This window comes from Ruegeria sp. YKSF070, assembly GCF_059612725.1.
This window is the reverse complement of sequence record NZ_JBXWRD010000013.1, coordinates 59314-78209: the sequence shown is the minus strand read 5'-3', so window position 1 is coordinate 78209 and position 18896 is coordinate 59314. Positions and strand designations below refer to the sequence as shown.

The following is an 18896-nucleotide window of genomic DNA, read 5'->3' as shown; positions in this document are numbered from 1 at the left end:
TCAGGAGGGGCGGAGATGGCGGAACGCAGAAACGAACTGGGTCAGCCTATCGGGGTGGCGCTGCCGGGTTGGCGGGGATGCCCAAGACCCGAGCGGCAGCAGATGGAGGGCAGCTTTGCCCGGCTGGAGCCGTTGCAGGCGGCGCGTCACGGCGTTGATCTCTGGCATGCTTTCGCCGCGGATACCGAGGGGCATGGATGGACCTATCTGCCCTTTGGCCCGTTTGACGGGCAGGCCGAGCTGGAGACGTTCCTCGACACCATGAGTCGGGGAGAGGATCCGCTCTACTTCGCCATTTGCGACAAGGCCAGCGGGCAGGCGCAGGGGATCGCCAGCTATATGCGCATCCAGCCCGAGCATGGGGTGATCGAGGTTGGCGGTATCGCCTTTGCGCCGGTTCTGCAACGCAGCCGGGTGGCGACCGAGGCGATGTTCCTGATGATGGCGCATGCCTTCGACACGCTGGGCTATCGCCGCTACGAGTGGAAATGCGACGCGCTGAACGCGCCGTCGCGCCGGGCAGCGGAACGGTTGGGGTTTCGCTATGATGGTTTGTTCGAACAGGCCATCGTCTACAAAGGCCGTAATCGCGACACGGCCTGGTTTTCGATCCTGGATCGGGACTGGCCCAAGCTGCGGGAGCGCTTTGCCGACTGGCTGGCGCCCGAGAATTTCACCCCCGACGGCCAGCAACGCCGCAGTTTGGGCGACGACCGGGCCTAAGCCCGGTCCACATCCACAAAGGTTTCGTTATAGCACGCGCCCCGCTCGATATCGGTACGGATATCCGAGGGGATCAGCACATTCACCGTCTGCCCGGTGGAGGAGCTTTCGAGCCAAGTGCCCTTGGGGCTGTAGAGGACACCGGGCCGGGTGGCGTCGGTGATCTTCAGCCGCAACGCCACCGCGCCACGCCCATTGCGCAGAACCACGGGGTCGCCATCGCTGAGATCCAGCCGCGCGGCATCTTGCGGATGCATCTCGACCGTCTCGGGGTCAAGGCTGTCCGCGTGCCCGCCAAAGGTGGCATTTGTCCGTTTCGACGAACTGGGTGTGATCAGGGTGAAGGGCAGGTCGGGCGCAACCGGATCATGGCACGGCACGCCGCAGCCGAACCGATCCTCCAGATCCTGACTGTAAAGCTCGATCCGCCCCGAGGGCGTGGCGGGCAGCACGGTGTCGCACATCACCAGCGGCGCATCGGAAGGCCTTGCCATATCCAACGCGCGATCGGTCGGCATTTGACTGGGCGCATGGCCCCCCAAACGCGGATCGGTGCCGTCTATCGCCTGGTCCATCAGCGCTGCGTCACTGTCGCGGAACTCGGGCTCCTCATAGCCGAACCGGGCGGCCAGCCTGCGGAAAATCTCGGTATTCGGCAGGCTCTCGCCCACCGGCGCAATCACCGGTTCGGCCCGTTGCAGCCAGGTCTGCCCATAGGCGCCATAGATATCGTCGAACTCGAAATGACTGGCGGCGGGCAGGATCACGTCGCAATAGGCCATGCTGTCGGTCACGGTCACATCGGCGCCGACGATGAACAGATCCGGCCGGTTGAGCGCGCGGATCATATTGGATTGGTCCGGATGGGTGGCCACCGGGTTGTGGTTGTAGATCATCAGCGCACGGATTGGCGGGTCGAGCGTGTCGTCCAGCAGATGCGCCGCCACATCGACGATGTTGAACACCCGCGTTCCGGGCTGTTTCAGATGGTCACCCTGAAGTCGTGCCGTGGTGCGGGGAAAGGCAAGACCCGGTTTGGCGATCACGCCTGCGCCGGGGCGGCCATGCTGGCCGGTCAGCGCGTTCAGGGCCATTGCCGCGCGCAGGCCCGCCCCGCCCGAGCGGCCGCGCTCGATCCCGTTGCCCAGAGAGGTTGCCATTGTGCGTGCCCCCGCGATCCAGTCGGCCAGCATGTGGAACTCGACCGGGGTCAACCCGCAATGGCGCACCACCGCGTCCACATCATGGGCGCGCGCAGCCTCCAGATACCGGTCGGCGCCCAGCACCCATTTGTCGATGAAACCATGGTCCAGCGCGCCGCGTCGTTCCAGCTCCGCCGCCAGCGCCAGTGCCAGCACCACGTCCGAGCCGGGGCGGAGTTGCAAGTGCAGATCGCATTGTTCGGCCAGCTTGATCCGGCGTGGGTCGATCACCACAACCCGACCACCCGCCGCACGCACCCGTTTCAGAACCCGCATCAGATGCAGGTTCGAGACGGTGACATTGTTGCCCCAGACCAACACCAGATCTGCCTGTTCCGCCTGCTCCGGCGGCATGCCGGGGGCAGAACCATAAAGGCTGGTATAGGCAGTGCCGCGCACGCCGCCGCAAAGCGGTCCTCGATCCAGCATCGTCGCCCCCATCCGGTAAAAGAACCGCCGGTCCATCGACCCGCCTGCCAGCTCTCCATGCGGGCCAGCATAGTTCAGCGGCAGCACCGACTGCGGCCCATCTGTGGCGATAGCGCGAGAGAACCCCTCGTGGATCAGGTCGAGCGCAACCTCCCAGCTGATGGGCTCGTACGCTCGCGAACCGCGCGGCCCGGTGCGGCGCAGGGGGTGGGTCAGCCGACGGGGACCATGAACGAAATCAGGGTAATAGCGCGCGACCTTGTTGCAGATAACCGCGGCTGTAAACGGATTGGCCGCAGACCCACGTACCTGCGCAACCCGGCCGTCCTCGACAGTGACGCTCAAACTGCACGTATCAGGGCAATCCAGCGGGCAGACAGAGGGCAGGGTAAGGGTCATCTTGGTCTCCGATCAGAAGGTGAGAGGCCAAGATAGCCAAACAGGACTGGTCGAAAATGGCCAAAATAAGTCATAATAAGCAGACCAATCAACGGCGAGCATCCGCAACTCAGCCTTGGACCGCATCACTGCGGCCTTAAGAACACGTTTTAAGAGACTGGAAACAAAGTTCTTCCCCTATCAGCAATAATTTGCTACCGAAAAGCTAATAAAAAAACTGAGGCAGGCAGACGGTTAATGAAAACGGGCTTTCGTGGCACGTTCGTCATTTCCTGGTCGCAAACGGATTTGGATGGTCTTGAGGGGGCTCCCCTCGACGCGCTGACTGCGGGGGCGGTCTGGTCATGGCGTGGCGAGACCGTGCAGGTGGATGGACCCACGGGTGTATTGCGACTGGACCGGGCGGACGGAGAAGAGGCGCTGCGCAAACGCGCGGCCCGCAAGGTGAGGCGTCTGGTGGGGGCCGCGGTGCAGCACCGCACCGATGTCGAGGCGGTCGAGGTCGAGGACCCGCTTATGGATCAGGCCTTTGTGGTCACCAACGGGGCGCAGAGCTATACCATCACCCTTATCGAAACAGGCAATGGCACGCCGCCGCTGCTGATGTTCATCGACGAATTGCCACCGCGCGATACCGATCTGTGGGTGGTGCATCACAACCTGAACAGTGCCGATCCGCTGCCGGGCGCCCGCGAACGCGGCGGCGTGATCTGTTTCACCCCCGGAACCCGCATCGCCACGCCGACCGGCCCGCGCCTGATCGAGGAGCTGCGCGAAGGTGACAAGGTCCAGACCCGAGACAGCGGCCCGCAGGAAATCCAGTGGATCGGTCAACGCCGGATGACCGGCGCGCGGCTGTTCGTAATGCCGCATCTGCGCCCGATCCGCATGCGGGTGGGGGCGCTGGGCATCGACCGGCCCGATGCCGAGTTGCTGGTCTCGCCCGAACACCGGATGTTGTTGCGTGGCCCGACCGCGCAGGCGCTGTTCAACACCGACGAGGTGCTGGTGCCGGCGCGCGACCTGGTCAATGACAGTACGATCATGGTCGACCTGTCCCTGCGCGAGGTGACCTATGTCCACCTTATGCTGCCCAGCCACCAGATCCTCTGGGCCAACGGCATCGAAACCGAAAGCTTTCATCCCGCCCACGCGGCGCTTTCGGCGCTGGCCGAGACCGACCGGCGGCGGCTGTTGCAGCGCATGCCCGAGATCGAGGCCGACCCGTATCTCTATGGTGGCTTTGCCCGGCGCAGCCTGACCCCGACCGAGGCGGCGTTGATGTTGCACGAGGCCGCTTGAGGCCGATCCCGGATGCGCGGGCGGATCATTCCGCGCATCCCCTGCAAAACCCCTGTTGACTCCCCCTGCCGCGCGGCTATAAGCGCGACTTCATTGGTGTTGGTGGCTCCCGCAAGGGATTGCCTGTCATGCCGCAAGGCAAGAGGACAACGCCCTTCATAGTGGCCTTTGCGGGCCTCGACCATATCGAAGGAGATCAGCCGTGACCAAACGCACGTCTGCCAAGTACAAAATCGACCGCCGGATGGGTGAAAACATCTGGGGCCGTCCGAAATCCCCGGTCAACCGCCGCGAATACGGCCCCGGCCAGCACGGCCAGCGCCGCAAGGGCAAGATGTCCGACTTCGGCCTCCAGCTGCGCGCCAAGCAGAAGCTGAAAGGCTACTATGGCGACCTGACCGAGAAGCAATTCCGCCGCATCTACGGCGAAGCCGAGCGTGTGAAGGGCGACACCGGTGAAAACCTGATCGGCCTGCTGGAACGCCGCCTGGACGCCGTCGTCTACCGCGCCAAGTTCGTGCCGACCGTCTTTGCCGCCCGTCAGTTCGTGAACCACGGTCACGTTCTGGTCAACGGCAAGCGCGTCAACATCCCGTCCTACCGCGTGAAAGAGGGTGACGTGATCGAGGTGCGTGACCGCTCCAAGCAGCTGGCCTCGGTTCTCGAAGCCGTGTCGCTGGCCGAGCGCGACGTTCCAGATTACCTGGAAGTCGACCACTCGAAGATGACCGCCACCTTCGTTCGTACCCCCCACCTGGGCGATGTGCCCTACGCGGTGGTGATGGAACCGAACCTGGTCGTCGAATACTACGCCAAGAACTGATCCGTTCAGCTCTTACGAATTCAGAAAGTCGCGCATATTCTGCGCGGCTTTCTTTTGTCCGGGTTGACCCTGTCGGTCCCTGTGGTATCGCGCGGCCAGTGCCCTTGAGCAACTGGAGCCTGCCGCCATGACCGCCAGCAAACGTATCGTCCTGTCCAGCGATCACGCCGCCATCGACCTGCGCCGCGCGGTTGCCGACCATATCTCGGCCCAGGGTTGGGAGGTGGTCGATATCGGCCCGCAAACACCCGAAAGCACCCATTACCCCAAACATGGCCGCGCGGCGGCAGAGCGGGTCGCCTCGGGCGATTGCAGCCTGGGCATCATTTTGTGTGGCACCGGTCAGGGCATCATGATGGCCGCCAACAAGGTTGCGGGCATCCGTTGCGGTGTCTGTTCCGACACGTTCTCGGCCCGGATGATCCGCATGCATAATGACGCCAACATGCTCTCGATCGGCGCGCGCGTTTTGGGCGAGGGGCTGGCGCTGGATATCGTCGATGCGTTTCTGTCTGCCGAATTCGAAGGCGGCCGCCATGCAACTCGCGTGGACATGATCGAAACGACCGAGGATTAAAGCGGCAGCGGCCGCCCCTCGGCAATCGCCTCCATCGCGAAATAGCTGGTGACGCTGTCCAGTTCGACCTTTTCAATGAGCCGCTGATAGACCTTGTCATAGCTGGCCATGTCGCGCGTCACCACCTTGAGTTGATAGTCGTAGTCGCCCCCGATGCGGTGGAAATCCACCACTTCGGGGATGGTCAGCACATGTGTGCGGAACTTCTGCAGCCACTCCGCCGAATGGTGGCGGGTGCGCAGCATGACAAAGACCACCAGATCCAATCCAAGCTTCTCGCGCGCGACGCGGGCGGTGGAGCCTTTGAGCACGCCCTCATCCGTCAGCGCCTTCAACCGCCGCCAGCAGGCATTCTGCGACAGCCCGACCCGGTCGGCCAGGTCCCGCTGGCTGAGCGAGGCATCACGTTGCAGCTCTTTCAGCAACCTCGTGTCAATGTGGTCTATATTTTTCATATCTTCTATCAAATGACACGGAAATCTGGAAAATCAACTAAAGATAGGTGAGAAATTCTCTGTTTTGTTAGTTCAATCTGCCTCCATCAGCAGGAGGCCGCAGACATGACCCTTTCCCAGTTTCGCCAAGTGATCGAAGCCGATGCCCGCGCCGGACGCTTGGCCAACGGGCTGATCGGAGAAGGGGTGATGATCCCCTGCCTCAACGGGGACGTGCCGCTGGTCTATGCCGATTACGTCGCCTCGGGCCGGGCGCTGCGGCAGGTGGAGCAATACATTACCGAACATGTGCTGCCCTTCTATGCCAACAGCCATACCGAGGCGTCTTTTTGCGGATCGTATATGACTCGTCTGCGCAGGGAGGCGCGGGACGAGATCGGCCGGTGTGTCGGCGCCACGGAAGACGACGCGGTGATTTTTGCCGGGTCGGGCGCCACTGCCGGATTGAACCGGCTGGTCAGCCTGTTTGGGATTGGGGAGGCTGACCGGCCGGTTGTCTTTATCGGACCCTATGAACATCACTCCAATATCCTGCCCTGGCGCGAAAGCGGCGCCAAGGTGGTCGAGATCCCCGAGGCGCCCGAGGGCGGGCCGGACCTAGTCGCGCTGCAAACGGCGCTGCGTGCACACGCGGGCAGCGACCTGATGATCGGTGCCTTTTCTGCGGCCTCGAACGTGACCGGCATCATCACCGACACGGTGCCGGTGACCCGCCTGCTCAAGGCGCATGGCGCCCTGTCGGTCTGGGATTATGCGGGTGGCGGGCCCTATCTGCCCATCGACATGGGTGAGGGCGGGTTGCGCAAGGATGCCATCGTGGTCTCGCCGCACAAGTTTCCCGGCGGCCCCGGCGCCTCGGGCGTTTTGGTGGTCAATCGCGGCGCGGTGCGGCGCGACGTGCCGACCTGGCCCGGTGGCGGCACGGTCAGCTTTGTCTCGCCCTGGGGGCATGACTACAGCCCCGACCTGGCCGCGCGCGAAGAGGCGGGCACCCCCAACGTGATCGGCGATATCCGCGCCGCGCTGGCCTTTGTCGTCAAGGACGCGGTGGGCGCGGACGAGATCGCCCGGCGCGAGGCGCTTTATAACGCCATGGCGCTGGAGGGCTGGGCCGATAACCCGCATCTGATGCTGCTGGGCACCGACAAGGGTCACCGGCTGCCTTTCTTCTCGTTCCAGGTGCGCGACGACGCTGGCCGCCCGGTGCATCAGCAGCTGTTCACCCGGATGCTGAGCGACGTGCATGGCATCCAGGCGCGCGGCGGCTGTGCCTGTGCCGGTCCTTACGGCCACCGGCTGCTCGGGATCGACCGGGCCACCTCCGAGGCGCTGCATGCCGATCTGGCCGCCGGGCGCGAGATGCACAAGCCCGGCTGGGTGCGGCTCAACTTCTCGTATCTCATGAGTGAGGACACGGTGCGCTTCATCATCGACGCGGTGAACGACCTGTCACGCCGGACCGGAGACTATGTGCCGCTCTATCAGGGGGATCCGGCCACCGCGCGCTTCAAGGCCGCATGAGGGAATTGCGTCTTTTCTCAGACGGATGAGACCGGTATGAGGGGCTAATCTTCAGGAGCGCCCCGCATGAACCAGTTCACCCCGCAGCCCGGCATCATGGACATCGCCCTTTATCAAGGCGGCAAGGCCCATGTGGACGGCGTGGCCAATGTGATCAAGCTCAGCTCGAACGAGAACCCGCTGGGCCCCAGCCCGGCCGCGGTCGAAGCGATCCGCGCCACCGCGGCGCAGGCGCATCGCTATCCCAGCACCGATCATGCTGAACTGCGCGCCGCCATCGGCGCGGTGCATGGGCTGGACCCCGACCGGATCATTTGCGGTGTCGGCAGCGACGAGGTGCTGCAATTCGTGGCCCAGGCCTATACCGGTCCGGGGGACGAAGTGATCTATACCGAGCACGGGTTCTCGATGTACCCGATCTTGGCGCGGATGGCGGGGGCGACCCCGGTTCAGGTGCCTGAGCGTCAGCGCGTTGTCGATGTCGATGCGATCCTGGCCGCCGTCAACGACCGCACGCGGCTGGTGTTCCTGGCCAATCCGGCCAACCCCACCGGCACCATGATCTCCGAGGCTGAGGTGACCCGGCTGGCGGACGGTCTGCCAGGCCATGTGCTGCTGGTGCTCGACGGGGCCTATGCCGAATTTGTCGAGGGGTTCGATGGTGGCGCCGGGCTGGTTTCGGCCCGCGACAACGTCATCATGACCCGCACGTTTTCCAAGATTTACGGGCTGGGCGGGCTGCGCATCGGCTGGGGTTATGCGCCGCGCGCGATCATCGACGTGCTGAACCGTATCCGCCAGCCCTTTAACCTGTCGACCATGCAGTTGGCCGCGGCCGAAGCAGCGGTGCGCGATCAGGACTGGGTCGCCCGGTGCCGGGAGCAGAACACCATCTGGCGGGGCTGGCTGGCCGCTCGGCTGGCCGAGCTTGGCGTGCCTTCGGACGTGTCCTGCGCCAATTTCATCCTGTCCCGTTTCGCCGATCAGGATGAGGCCGAGGCCTGCGACCTGTTTCTGCAATCGCGCGGCCTGATCGTGCGCCGGGTGGCCGGGTATAACCTGCCTCAGGCGCTCAGGATCACGGTGGGGGACGAGGCCGGCTGCCGTGCCGTGGTCGATGCCGTGTGCGCCTTCAAGGAGGGTCGCCCATGAGCCCGGTCTATGACCGCGTCGCCCTGATCGGTCTGGGCCTCATCGCCTCGTCCATGTTCTGGGCGATCAAGCGCGCCGGACTGGCGGGCGAGGTGACCGGCTATGCGAGATCAGAGGCGACCCGCGACACCGCGCGCCGGATTGGCCTGTGCGATCGGGTTTGTGACAGTGCCGCCGAGGCGGCCGAGGGCGCCGATCTGGTGGTGCTCTGCGTTCCGGTGGGTGCGATGGGGCAGGTGGCGGCGGAAATCGGCCCGGTGCTGAAACCGGGTGCCACGGTGTCCGATGTCGGCTCGGTCAAACGCGCGGTGATCGACGCGGTGGGACCGCATATTCCCGAAGGCGTGCATTTCGTCCCCGCCCACCCGCTGGCCGGGACCGAGCATTCGGGGCCGCAATCGGGCTTTGCCGAGCTTTATGACAACCGCTGGTGCCTGCTGGTGCCGACTGAGGGTAGCGATCCGCAGGCTGTAACCCGGTTGCGCGCCCTTTGGGAGGGCATGGGCGCCAATGTCGAAGAGATGGAGGCCGATCATCACGATCTGGTGCTGGCGGTGACCAGCCATGTGCCCCATGCCATCGCCTATACGATGGTGGGGGTGGCCGACCATCTGCGGCGGGTGACCGAAAGCGAGGTCATCAAGTATTCGGCGGCGGGGTTCCGGGATTTCACCCGAATCGCGGCATCGGACCCGACCATGTGGCGCGACGTGTTCCTGAACAACCGCGAGGCGACATTGGATATCCTGGGCCGGTTTACCGAGGAGTTGTTCATGCTGCAACGCGCCATCCGGATGGGCGACGAGACCTATCTGTTCGACTATTTCACCCGCACCCGTGCGATCCGCCGGGGTATCATCGAGGCGGGGCAGGACACCGACGCCCCTGATTTCGGCCGGGTCAAGGGCAAGCCCACATGACCGGGCGCGGGCGTTTCCTGTCAGCGCTGGTGCTGGCGTTCTGGGCGTTACCGCTGGCGGCGAATGCACCGGCGCGGTCGCTGCGGCCCGAGGCCCGCGCGGCTGCCGCCGACCCCGTTATTCAGGCCGCCATCGCTGTGGCGACTGAGGAGGCTGCCGCCTCGGTGGCGGTTACCCGGATGCGCCCGAACCTGCGCCCGCCCTCGGAACAGGAGATTCTGGCCGCCGCCACGCCAACCCGCCCAGACGCGCCCGGCCTTGACCTGTCGCCGCGGCCCGAGCTGCGCCCGAAAGAGGTGGAGGAACGCGCGCTGTTCGGCCGCAAGAAGCGGATGAAGGGCGCGGTCTGCGGAAACCCGGATATTCAGGGCAGTGCGGCAGGCCGGGTTCCGGGCAAGATCAAGGGTTGCGGCATCAAGGACGCGGTGCGTGTCACCTCGGTTTCGGGTGTACGGCTCAGTACCCCTGCGGTGATGGAATGCGGTACGGCCGAGGCGCTGAATCACTGGGTTGCGCGCAGCGTCAAACCGACCTTTCGCCGTCGCGGTCCGGTGGTCGAATTGCAGGTTGCCGCGCACTACGCCTGCCGCACGCGCAACAATCAGCGCGGCGCCAAGATCTCGGAGCATGGCAGGGGGCGCGCGATTGACATCTCGGCCTTTGTGATGAATGACGGCGAACGGATCACCGTGCTCGAAGGATGGAAGCGCGGCGCAACCCGCAAGATGTTGCGGCAGGTTTGGAAAGAGGCTTGCGGCCCGTTCGGCACCGTCCTGGGTCCCGAGGCGGACCGCTATCACAAGGACCATCTGCATCTGGACACGGCCCGTCACCGCGGCGGCCCCTATTGCCGCTGACGCTTTTGTGTCCTAGCGCAGGATGATGCGCGGCGCCGGTCCCAGCGGGATTGGTCCCAGCGTCACAAAACCCTTGCGAAAGCCCAGTTCCACATCCAGCGCGTCCGGGTTGCCGCCCAGCCCCGCCAGCATGGTCAGCACCCGGCTCAGCGGCTCTGCGGCCTGCTGGGGCAGGGCGCCCGCCTGCTGTGCCATCGCCACCATCTCGCGCCAGTTCTCGGCCTTCAGCGCCACCGCTCCGCTGGGGATCCCGTATTCGTCGACGCTGACCTTGCCGGCGGAGAAGAGGCGCAATTCGCCCCAGGCGGCCTCGGCGAGCGAAAGGTCGATCTCGACCGGTTGCGGGCGGCGCTCCTCGAGCGCGGCGCGGTCCCAGGGGCGGTCGAATGTCACCGCCATCGAGATCTCGGCCCGTTCGAAACTGCGCGGCAGCCCCTCGGCCCCGCCCATGGCGTGGCGCAGGTCGCGACCCGGTGCCAGATCGCTGAGTTCGGCGTGCAGCACATAGGATTCGGGTTGATCCTGTTGCGTCATCGACAGGGTCAGCGCATCGGCGTCGGCCAGAACCTCGCCATCGCGGGTGACCGACCATTCGCCCGCGCTCAGCCCCATCGTGCGCAGTTCCAGCACCACCCCCGGCGCCAGATCAAGGTCGGCGCGCATAGCCTCGGCCTCGATCACCAGGGTCCGGTCGAAATAGGACAGCCGCTGAGGTGTGTCGGGAAACAACAGGCTTCGCCGTCCGGGCCAGATCGCCGGGCTTTGCAGCACCAGCCGGTCGGCCTGCCAGGCGGTGCCGGTGTCCGGATCGGCCAAAGCCGGAGCCTCGATTTCGATCCGGTGACGGAAGGGATAGCCCGACAGGCCGGTCTCGGCAAATTCGGCCTGCCAGCCGCGCGCGGCCTGCGTTTCGAACCAGGTCACGACCGAGCCGCGCAGGCCGAACCCAGCAACCGCCCAATAGCCCGACCAGACCACCGCCGCCAGCAGCGCCACCCGCACCAGGTTCAACATCGCCTGCCCCTTTTGTCTCTGCTCGATTTCCTGTTTATAGGCCGAAACGGGCAAGGACCAGCATGATGACGATGTGGGTATTCGGATACGGATCTTTGATGTGGAACCCGGGTTTTCCGGTGGCAAGGCGCGAGTTGGCGACGCTGAACGGCTGGTCGCGATCATTTTGCATGAGTTCGATCCACCATCGCGGCACCGAGGAAAAACCGGGACTGGTGCTGGCGCTTGACGCCGTGCACGACGCACAGTGCCGCGGCATCGCCTTTGCGGTCGAACCGGGGCACGAGGCACGCACTCTGGACGAGTTGCGCGAACGCGAGCTGATCTCCTCGGCCTATCTGGAGCGTGAGCTGGATGTGGCGTTGGATATCGGTGGTCTGGTGCGCGCGGTGACCTATGTCATCGATCCCCACCACGAGCAGTATTGCGGCGGCATGCCACTGGAACAGCAGGCGCAAATCATTGCCACCGCCATCGGTGGGCGCGGCCCCAATACCGAGTATCTCTACAACACCGCGGCCCATCTGGCGGAAATCGGTCTGGGCGATCCCGATCTCGACTGGCTTTCCGCCCGTGTACGCGAGATTACCGCATAAATCCTTGGCGTTGCGCCTCTCTTTTCGATAGGTTCGGGTCAGAGCAGTCAAGGGTTCAGGAACGCCACGTATGGCCCAGCCAGACCGAGAAGCGAGGCCACAATTCTCGCACCCGACCCGCCAGATCCTGATGATGCTGATCGTCATCGGCCTGTCGGGTTTTGGCGTCTTTGTCGCCATGCCGCGCGTCTTGCCGGTGTTTCAGGCCAACCCCTATCTGAACGGGTTCATCCTGCTGGTTTTCCTCATCGGCGTGCTGGCCTGTTTCTGGCAAGTGGTGCAACTGATCGGGTCGGTTCGCTGGATCGAGGAGTTCGCCGCCGGGCATGAGCGCGAGGATACCAGACCGCCCTCGATGCTGGCGCCGCTGGCTTCGCTGCTGCGCTCGCGCGCGGCTCGGATGCAGATCTCCTCCAGTTCCACCCGCTCGATCCTCGACTCGGTGGCTGAGCGGATCGAGGAAGAGCGCGAGATCACCCGATATATAACTAACGTACTTATTTATCTTGGACTTCTTGGCACGTTCTTTGGTCTTGCCACCACGATCCCGGCAGTGGTGGACACCATCCGCAGCCTTAATCCGCAGGAAGGCGAAGAGGGGCTTGCCGTTTTCAACCGGCTGATGACCGGGCTTGAGGCACAGTTGGGTGGCATGGGCACCGCCTTTGGTTCGTCGCTGTTGGGTCTGGCCGGGTCTCTGATCGTCGGACTGCTGGAGCTGTTCACCGGCCACGGACAGAACCGGTTTTACCGCGAACTTGAGGAATGGCTGTCGACGATCACCCGGGTCGGGTTTTCCTCGGGCGAGGAGGGACACTCCGAAAGTGGGGCCATTGCCGGGGTCCTCGACGCGATGGTCGAGCAGATGGATGCGCTGCACGCCATGTTCGCCACTTCCGAAGAGGGCCGGGCCGAGGTCAATGGCAAGCTGGGGGCGCTGGTCGATACCATTGCCGAGATGAACCAGCGCCAGGCCGAGACCGAGGATGTGACCGCCGCGCTTGACCGGGTGGCGGCGGGGCAGGAGGCGCTGATCGACTTCCTGCGCGAACAGGGCGCCCATGACGGGCTGGACGCTGAAAGCCGGATGCGCCTGCGCTCGATCGACGTGCAGATGCTGCGCATTCTCGAGGAGATTTCGGCCGGTCGGCAGGAAAGCATGGCCGAGCTGCGCAAGGATATCGAGCTATTGGCCAAGGCGCTGTCGGTTCCGCGCCGTCAACTGCGCGGCGTCACCCGCGACGAGGGCTGATCCATGGCCCTGTCGCGCCGCACAGGACACAGGTTTCAAGGGTCGGTCTGGCCGGGTTTCGTGGATGCGATGACCGGCCTTCTGATGGTGCTGACCTTCGTACTAACCATTTTCATGGTTGTGCAGTTCGTGCTGCGCGAGACCATTTCCGGGCAAGAGGACGAGCTGGACGCGTTGGCGGGCGAGGTTGGGCGGCTGGCGCAGGCGTTGGGGCTAGAGGAACGCGCCAACAACCAGTTGCAGGCGCGGTTGGGCGCGCTCAACGCCACGCTCAACGATACCCAGGATGATCTGAGCCAGGCGCAGGCGCTGATCGCCTCGCTGACGGTCGAACGCGACCGCAGCCGCGCCGCGCTGGACGAGGCCGCGACCCGGATTACCGCCTTCGAGGCGCAGGTCGCCGCGCTGTTGGCCGATCGCGACCGGGCGCTGGGCGATGTGGCGGCGCTTGAGGCCGAGCGGGGCCGGCTTCTTAGCGAACAGGAGGCGTTGAACCTGGCACTGGCGCAGGCTCGTGACGAGATCGACGACCGGGCCGAGGCGGCAAGGCTGGCCGCAGCCCGGCGCGAGGCGTTGGAGGCGATGATCGCCGATCTGCGCCGCTCGGGCGAAGAGAACGCCGCGCAGATCAGCACGCTGGAACAGCAGCTGAGCGAGGAAGAGGCCGCCCGACTGGCCGAGGCCGCCGCCGCTCAGGCCCTGCGGGAAAAGCTTGAAAATGCGGATGCGGAACTCACCGCGATGACCCTTGCGCTCGAGGCGCAGCGCCGTGAGGCCGAGGATACGCTGACCCTGCTGGCGGCGGCGGATGCCGCGCGCGAGCAGCTGAATGCGAAACTGGCCGAGGCGCTGGACCAGATCGAGGCCGCACGCGCGCAGGCGCGCGAGCGCGACGAACTCGCCGAACGTCTGACACGGGTGCTGGGCCAGATGGAGGTGGCCCGCTCCGAGGATGCCGCGCGGGTGAATGCGCTCGAGGCGGAGTTGGATCGTATCCGCGCCGAAGGGGGCGAGACCCGCGCCGCGCTGGCCGCAGCGCGCGCCCATGCGGAAGAAACGCAAAGCGCGCTTGAAGCGGCCCTGGCCCGGCAGCGCGCCGCCACCGTGGCGACCCGCTCGCAATATCAAGATGAGCTTGACCGGCTGCAATCCGAACATGCCGCGGCCCGTGAGGCGCTTGAGGCGGAACTGGCCAAGGCCCGCGCCGAGGCTGACACCACCCGCACCGATCTGGAGGCGCGTCTGGCGCGTGGCGAGGCCGAGGCGGCCAGCGTCCGAGCCGGGCTGGAGGCTGAATTGGCGCGCGCGCGCGCCGATCTGACCGCCGCGCGCGCCGCCGCCGATTCCACCGCCGAAGATCGCGCCTCGGTCGAGGCGCGGCTGCTGATGGCGCTGGAAACGCTGGAACGTGCGCAGGCCGCCGCCTCGGATAACGAGGTGTTGCAGCGGCGCCTGCTGGCGGCGCTCGATGCGCAGACCGAGGCGGAAGGCAGTGCCGCCCGCCAGCGCAGCCTGGCCGAGGAACGCGCCGCGCTGCTGGCGCAGGCCCGAGCGGCGTTGAGCGAGGAACAGGCGGTCTCGACCGAGGCGCAGCGCCAGACCGCACTGTTGAACCAGCAGGTCGCGGCCCTGCGCAACCAGCTGGGCAGCCTTCAGGCGTTGCTGGATGATTACAAGGCCCGCAACGCCTCTGCCGAAGTGCAGTTGCAAAGCCTGGGCCAGGACCTGAACGCTGCGCTGGCCCGTGCCGCCTCCGAGGAGCGCAAGCGCCGCCTTCTGGAAGAGGCCGAGCGCAAGCGGCTTGAGGAGGAGGCACGCGTACTGGCCGAACAGGCCAAGGATCTGGAGCGCTATCGCTCTGAGTTCTTCGGGCGGCTACGCGACGTGCTGGGTAATCAGGAAGGCGTGCGGATCGAGGGCGACCGTTTCGTGTTCTCGTCCGAAGTACTGTTCGATCCGGGTAGCGCCGATCTGTCGCCCGAGGGTCAGTTCGAGATCGCCAAGGTGGCTCGTATCCTGCGCGCCATCGCCGCCGATATCCCGCCGGAAATCAACTGGGTGATCCGGGTCGATGGGCATACCGACAACGTGCCGCTCTTGGGCACCGGCAAATATGCCGATAACTGGGAGTTGAGCCAGGGCCGGGCACTGTCGGTGGTGCGCTACATGGTCGATGCGCTGGGTCTGCCGCCTGACCGCCTGTCAGCGAACGGGTTCGGCGAATACCAGCCCGTCAATCCTGCGGATACGGCCGAGGCGCGGGCGCAGAACCGGCGGATCGAACTGAAGCTGACCGAGAAATAGCGGCTAGTTCACCGATACCGCTGACCGTACCCGGTCAACCTCGACCCCGCTGCGCAACAGCGTTGCTGTACCTTGATATATTCCACCGGGCCAGGACGCGCCCTTGAGCCGTCGGCCCGCGGCGCGAAAGAATTGGGCCTGGGCGCGGTCCAGCGCCGAATCCTGCTGGATCAGCAGCCCTTGCGGACCCTCGATGGTCAGCCGAACGATATCGCCGGCCTGCCCGCCAAAGGCCAGTATGTAGAATACCAGCGCACCTGCGTCCGCAGGCAGATCGGGGCGGGCGGCGGTCCCGTCCTTGACCTGGTCGTAGTCGGGAACCGCGTCGGAAAAGCCCGCGTCGAGCAGCCCGCTGGCCGCGTAGGCGGGCGTTTCTCGCCAGAGGCTGCCCGAGGATGCGCCGCACTGCGTCACGTCGCCGGTGTGGAACGGGTCGACCACCTCTCCGTTGTGGCGAACCGAAAGATGCACATGCGGAAACTGGGCCTTGCCGCTGATCCCGACCTGACCCAGAACCGTGCCGCTTTCGACCCGGTCGCCTTTGCGCACGCTGACCGAGCCATTCTTGAGATGGCAATACTGAGTTTCCCAGCCGTCTTCGTGCCGCAGCACAACCCCATTGCCGCATTCGCGGCCCTTGACCGCCGCGGCATTGTCGGGGCCATAGACGCGGTCCTCAACCCCGTCGCGCAGCCCGGTAACGATGCCGGGCGCCGTGGCCAGAACATCGACACCGGCACGCATCCGGGCCATGGTGGCCAGCGCGAAATCGGTGCCCTTGTGCCCATCATAGCTGAGTCCGCCGCAGGTGAAGTCGCGCGCACCCGTGCCGGGATCGCGGTCGACATATTGCTGGATGTGACAGGTCTCGCCCAGGGTACAGGCAATTGGCAGGTCCAGAACAGGATCGCTCGCCGCGGGCAAGGCGGCGAGCGAAAACACGAGCGTCAGCCCCAGGCGCATCAATCGGCGGTCAGCAGCGGTGGCTTGTCGCCGGAAATTCGCGGCCGGTCGGGCCCGTCGATCTGCAGCACCAGTTCGCCGCCCTTGACGCTGACCCGGACGACACCGCCCTTGGCCAGCTTGCCGAACAGCAGTTCCTCGGCCAGCGGCTTCTTGATGTGCTCCTGGATCACCCGGCCCAGCGGGCGGGCGCCCATCTTGTCGTCATAGCCCTTGTCTGCCAGCCACTCGGCGGCCTGCGGGGTCAGTTCGATATGCACATGGCGATCCATCAGCTGGGCCTCCAGTTGTAGCACGAACTTTTCGACCACCTGCAGGATGACCTCCTTGGGCAGCGGCGCAAACGAGATCACTGCGTCCAGACGGTTTCGGAACTCGGGCGTGAAGGTGCGCTCGATGGCGGCGGTATCCTCGCCCTCGCGCCGGTCGCGGCCAAAACCGATGGCCGATTTCGCCTGTTCCGAAGCCCCTGCGTTCGAGGTCATGATCAGCACTACGTTGCGGAAATTGACCGTGCGCCCGTTATGGTCGGTCAGCTGGCCGTGATCCATCACCTGCAACAGGATGTTGTAGACATCCGGATGCGCCTTTTCGATCTCGTCCAGCAGCAGCACGCAATGGGGATGCTGGTCGACGCCGTCGGTCAGAAGCCCGCCCTGATCAAAGCCGACATAGCCCGGCGGTGCGCCGATCAGGCGCGAGACGGCGTGTTTCTCCATGTATTCCGACATGTCGAAGCGCAGCAGTTCCACGCCCAGCGTCTCGGCCAGTTGCTTGGCCACCTCGGTCTTGCCGACACCAGTGGGACCGGCGAACAGGTAGTTGCCGATCGGTTTTTCCGGCTCGCGCAGGCCTGCGCGCGCCAGTTTGATGGCGCTCGACAGGGCCTCGATCGCCTTGTCCTGGCCGAACACCACCCGTTTCAGGCTGGCTTCGAGATCTTTCAGAACCTCGGCATCGTCCTTGGTGACGTTCTTGGGCGGTATGCGGGCGATCTTGGCCACCACGGCCTCGATCTCCTTGACGCCGATAGTCTTGCGCCGCTTGCTTTCGGCAACCAGATGCTGCGCCGCTCCGGCCTCGTCGATCACGTCGATCGCCTTGTCGGGCAGCTTGCGGTCGTTGATGTAGCGTGCGCTGAGTTCCACCGCCGACTTGATCGCATCAGCGGTATAGCGGACCTCGTGATGCTCCTCGAAATAGGGTTTGAGCCCTTTCAGGATCTTGACGCTGTCCTCGACCGTGGGTTCGTTCACGTCGATCTTCTGGAACCGGCGGCTGAGCGCGCGGTCCTTCTCGAAATGCTGGCGGAACTCCTTGTAGGTGGTCGACCCCATGGTGCGCAGCTTGCCGCCCTGCAACGCAGGTTTCAGCAGGTTCGAGGCATCCATCGCCCCGCCCGAGGTGGCCCCGGCACCGATCACGGTATGGATCTCGTCGATGAACAGCACCGCGTCGGGATGATCCTCAAGCTCGTTGACCACGGCCTTGAGCCGTTCTTCGAAATCGCCGCGATAGCGGGTGCCCGCCAGCAGCGCGCCCATGTCGAGCGAATAGATGGTGGTCTTTGACAGCACCTCGGGGATGTCCCCGGCGACGATCTTGCGTGCCAGCCCCTCGGCGATGGCAGTCTTGCCAACGCCGGGATCGCCCACCAGAAGCGGGTTGTTCTTGCGGCGGCGACACAGGACCTGGATGCAGCGTTCGACCTCGTGGTCACGGCCGATCAGCGGGTCGATGTCGCCGGCGCGCGATTTGGCGTTCAGGTTGACGCAATACTTGGACAGCGCGCTTTCCTTCTGCTCGCCGTCGCCGGAGGGCGCACTCGATGTCTCTTCCTCGCCATGTTCGGCGCCGGTCACCGGGCGGTTCTCGCCATAGGCGGGATCCTTGGCGACGCCATGTGCGATGAAGTTCACCGCGTCATAGCGGGTCATGTCCTGTTCCTGCAGGAAATAGGCGGCGTTCGATTCCCGTTCGGCAAAGATCGCGACCAGCACGTTGGCGCCTGTCACCTCGGTTCGGCCCGAGCTTTGCACATGGATCGCGGCGCGCTGGATCACGCGCTGGAACGCGGCGGTCGGTACCGCCTCGGACCCGTCGATATCGGTGACGAGGTTCGACAGATCCTCGTCGATGAATTCCACCAGGGTATCGCGCAATTCCTTCAGATCGACGCTGCACGCCTGCATCACCCGAATGGCGTCGGGTTCGTCCAGCAGCGCCAGCAGCAGATGCTCCAGAGTGGCGAATTCGTGGCGCCGTTCGTTTGCAGCCGCCAGGGCGGCGTGAATGGCCTGCTCAAGTGTGCTCGAGAATGAAGGCACAGGCGTGCTCCTCTGTCTTGGGTCGGGAGGGGGCCGAGTAGCGGTCGGACCCCACATCCAACCATGTGCTCATAGTATTA

The 18896-nt window shown here is 65.0% G+C and carries 17 protein-coding genes; 11 read left to right on the top strand and 6 right to left on the bottom strand.

The window, feature by feature from the left end:
• Window positions 1-15: 15 nt before the first annotated feature.
• On the top strand, window positions 16-723 hold the full coding sequence (locus AC2FL1_RS09595; RefSeq protein WP_496876752.1) for a GNAT family N-acetyltransferase: 708 nt from the start codon (window positions 16-18) through the stop codon (window positions 721-723).
• Here AC2FL1_RS09595 and AC2FL1_RS09590 read toward each other — a convergent pair.
• Window positions 720-2753 carry a molybdopterin-dependent oxidoreductase gene (locus AC2FL1_RS09590; protein WP_496876751.1) on the bottom strand — a complete coding sequence of 678 codons (2034 nt, stop codon included), beginning with the start codon at window positions 2751-2753 and terminating at the stop codon, window positions 720-722. The two genes, AC2FL1_RS09595 and AC2FL1_RS09590, sit on opposite strands and share 4 nt — an antisense overlap.
• Window positions 2754-2990: 237 nt before the next feature.
• Here AC2FL1_RS09590 and AC2FL1_RS09585 point away from each other — a divergent pair, with 237 nt between their 5' ends.
• From AC2FL1_RS09585 to rpiB, 3 genes are all read left to right on the top strand, one after another.
• Window positions 2991-4055 carry a Hint domain-containing protein gene (locus AC2FL1_RS09585; protein WP_496825698.1) on the top strand — a complete coding sequence of 355 codons (1065 nt, stop codon included), beginning with the start codon at window positions 2991-2993 and terminating at the stop codon, window positions 4053-4055.
• A gap of 202 nt (window positions 4056-4257) precedes the next feature.
• Window positions 4258-4878 (top strand): 30S ribosomal protein S4, encoded by a 621-nt coding sequence (gene rpsD, locus AC2FL1_RS09580; protein ID WP_496825696.1) that lies wholly within the window; start codon window positions 4258-4260, stop codon window positions 4876-4878.
• Between the two features lie 127 nt (window positions 4879-5005).
• The gene (rpiB, locus tag AC2FL1_RS09575) at window positions 5006-5455 is read left to right on the top strand and encodes a ribose 5-phosphate isomerase B (protein ID WP_496876750.1); all 450 of its coding nucleotides are present in this window, start codon (window positions 5006-5008) and stop codon (window positions 5453-5455) included.
• On the opposite strand, the gene AC2FL1_RS09570 is transcribed toward rpiB, so the two are convergent.
• Entirely contained in the window at window positions 5452-5910 is a 459-nt protein-coding gene (locus tag AC2FL1_RS09570) for an Lrp/AsnC family transcriptional regulator (RefSeq protein ID WP_496876749.1), read from the bottom strand. The genes rpiB and AC2FL1_RS09570 overlap by 4 nt on opposite strands.
• Window positions 5911-6015: 105 nt before the next feature.
• Between AC2FL1_RS09570 and AC2FL1_RS09565 the strand changes: the two genes are divergently transcribed.
• From AC2FL1_RS09565 to AC2FL1_RS09550, 4 genes are all read left to right on the top strand, one after another.
• A complete protein-coding gene (locus AC2FL1_RS09565) occupies window positions 6016-7431 on the top strand; it encodes an aminotransferase class V-fold PLP-dependent enzyme (RefSeq protein ID WP_496876748.1) in 1416 nt (471 codons plus the stop codon).
• Window positions 7432-7497: 66 nt separating this feature from the next.
• Entirely contained in the window at window positions 7498-8583 is a 1086-nt protein-coding gene (gene hisC / locus AC2FL1_RS09560) for a histidinol-phosphate transaminase (RefSeq protein ID WP_496876747.1), read from the top strand.
• On the top strand, window positions 8580-9503 hold the full coding sequence (locus tag AC2FL1_RS09555) for a prephenate/arogenate dehydrogenase family protein (RefSeq protein WP_496825688.1): 924 nt from the start codon (window positions 8580-8582) through the stop codon (window positions 9501-9503). The genes hisC and AC2FL1_RS09555 overlap by 4 nt, the downstream gene beginning before the upstream one ends.
• Window positions 9500-10360: an extensin-like domain-containing protein gene (locus AC2FL1_RS09550; RefSeq protein WP_496825686.1), complete on the top strand. Its 861-nt coding sequence runs from the start codon at window positions 9500-9502 to the stop codon at window positions 10358-10360. The genes AC2FL1_RS09555 and AC2FL1_RS09550 overlap by 4 nt, the downstream gene beginning before the upstream one ends.
• Before the next feature lie 12 nt (window positions 10361-10372).
• On the opposite strand, the gene AC2FL1_RS09545 is transcribed toward AC2FL1_RS09550, so the two are convergent.
• Both AC2FL1_RS09545 and AC2FL1_RS09540 read right to left on the bottom strand, forming a co-directional pair.
• Window positions 10373-11374, bottom strand: a complete 1002-nt coding sequence (locus AC2FL1_RS09545; protein WP_496876746.1) for a DUF2125 domain-containing protein — start codon at window positions 11372-11374, stop codon at window positions 10373-10375.
• 34 nt (window positions 11375-11408) lie between these two features.
• Window positions 11409-11546, bottom strand: coding sequence for a hypothetical protein (locus AC2FL1_RS09540; protein WP_496825999.1), 138 nt, complete (start codon window positions 11544-11546; stop codon window positions 11409-11411).
• Between AC2FL1_RS09540 and AC2FL1_RS09535 the strand changes: the two genes are divergently transcribed.
• The 3 genes from AC2FL1_RS09535 to AC2FL1_RS09525 all read left to right on the top strand — a co-directional run bounded on the left by AC2FL1_RS09535 (window position 11494) and on the right by AC2FL1_RS09525 (window position 15526).
• Window positions 11494-11970: a gamma-glutamylcyclotransferase gene (locus tag AC2FL1_RS09535; RefSeq protein WP_496825988.1), complete on the top strand. Its 477-nt coding sequence runs from the start codon at window positions 11494-11496 to the stop codon at window positions 11968-11970. The genes AC2FL1_RS09540 and AC2FL1_RS09535 overlap by 53 nt on opposite strands.
• A 70-nt stretch (window positions 11971-12040) precedes the next feature.
• Window positions 12041-13222, top strand: coding sequence for a biopolymer transporter ExbB (locus AC2FL1_RS09530; protein ID WP_496876745.1), 1182 nt, complete (start codon window positions 12041-12043; stop codon window positions 13220-13222).
• A 3-nt stretch (window positions 13223-13225) separates the two neighbouring features.
• Window positions 13226-15526 (top strand): peptidoglycan -binding protein, encoded by a 2301-nt coding sequence (locus tag AC2FL1_RS09525; protein ID WP_496876744.1) that lies wholly within the window; start codon window positions 13226-13228, stop codon window positions 15524-15526.
• Between the two features lie 3 nt (window positions 15527-15529).
• Here AC2FL1_RS09525 and AC2FL1_RS09520 read toward each other — a convergent pair whose 3' ends face one another.
• A complete protein-coding gene (locus tag AC2FL1_RS09520; RefSeq protein ID WP_496876743.1) occupies window positions 15530-16489 on the bottom strand; it encodes a M23 family metallopeptidase in 960 nt (319 codons plus the stop codon).
• Window positions 16489-18816, bottom strand: a complete 2328-nt coding sequence (gene clpA / locus AC2FL1_RS09515; protein ID WP_496825676.1) for an ATP-dependent Clp protease ATP-binding subunit ClpA — start codon at window positions 18814-18816, stop codon at window positions 16489-16491. Before clpA ends, AC2FL1_RS09520 begins: the two co-directional genes overlap by 1 nt.
• Window positions 18817-18896 lie beyond the last annotated feature (80 nt).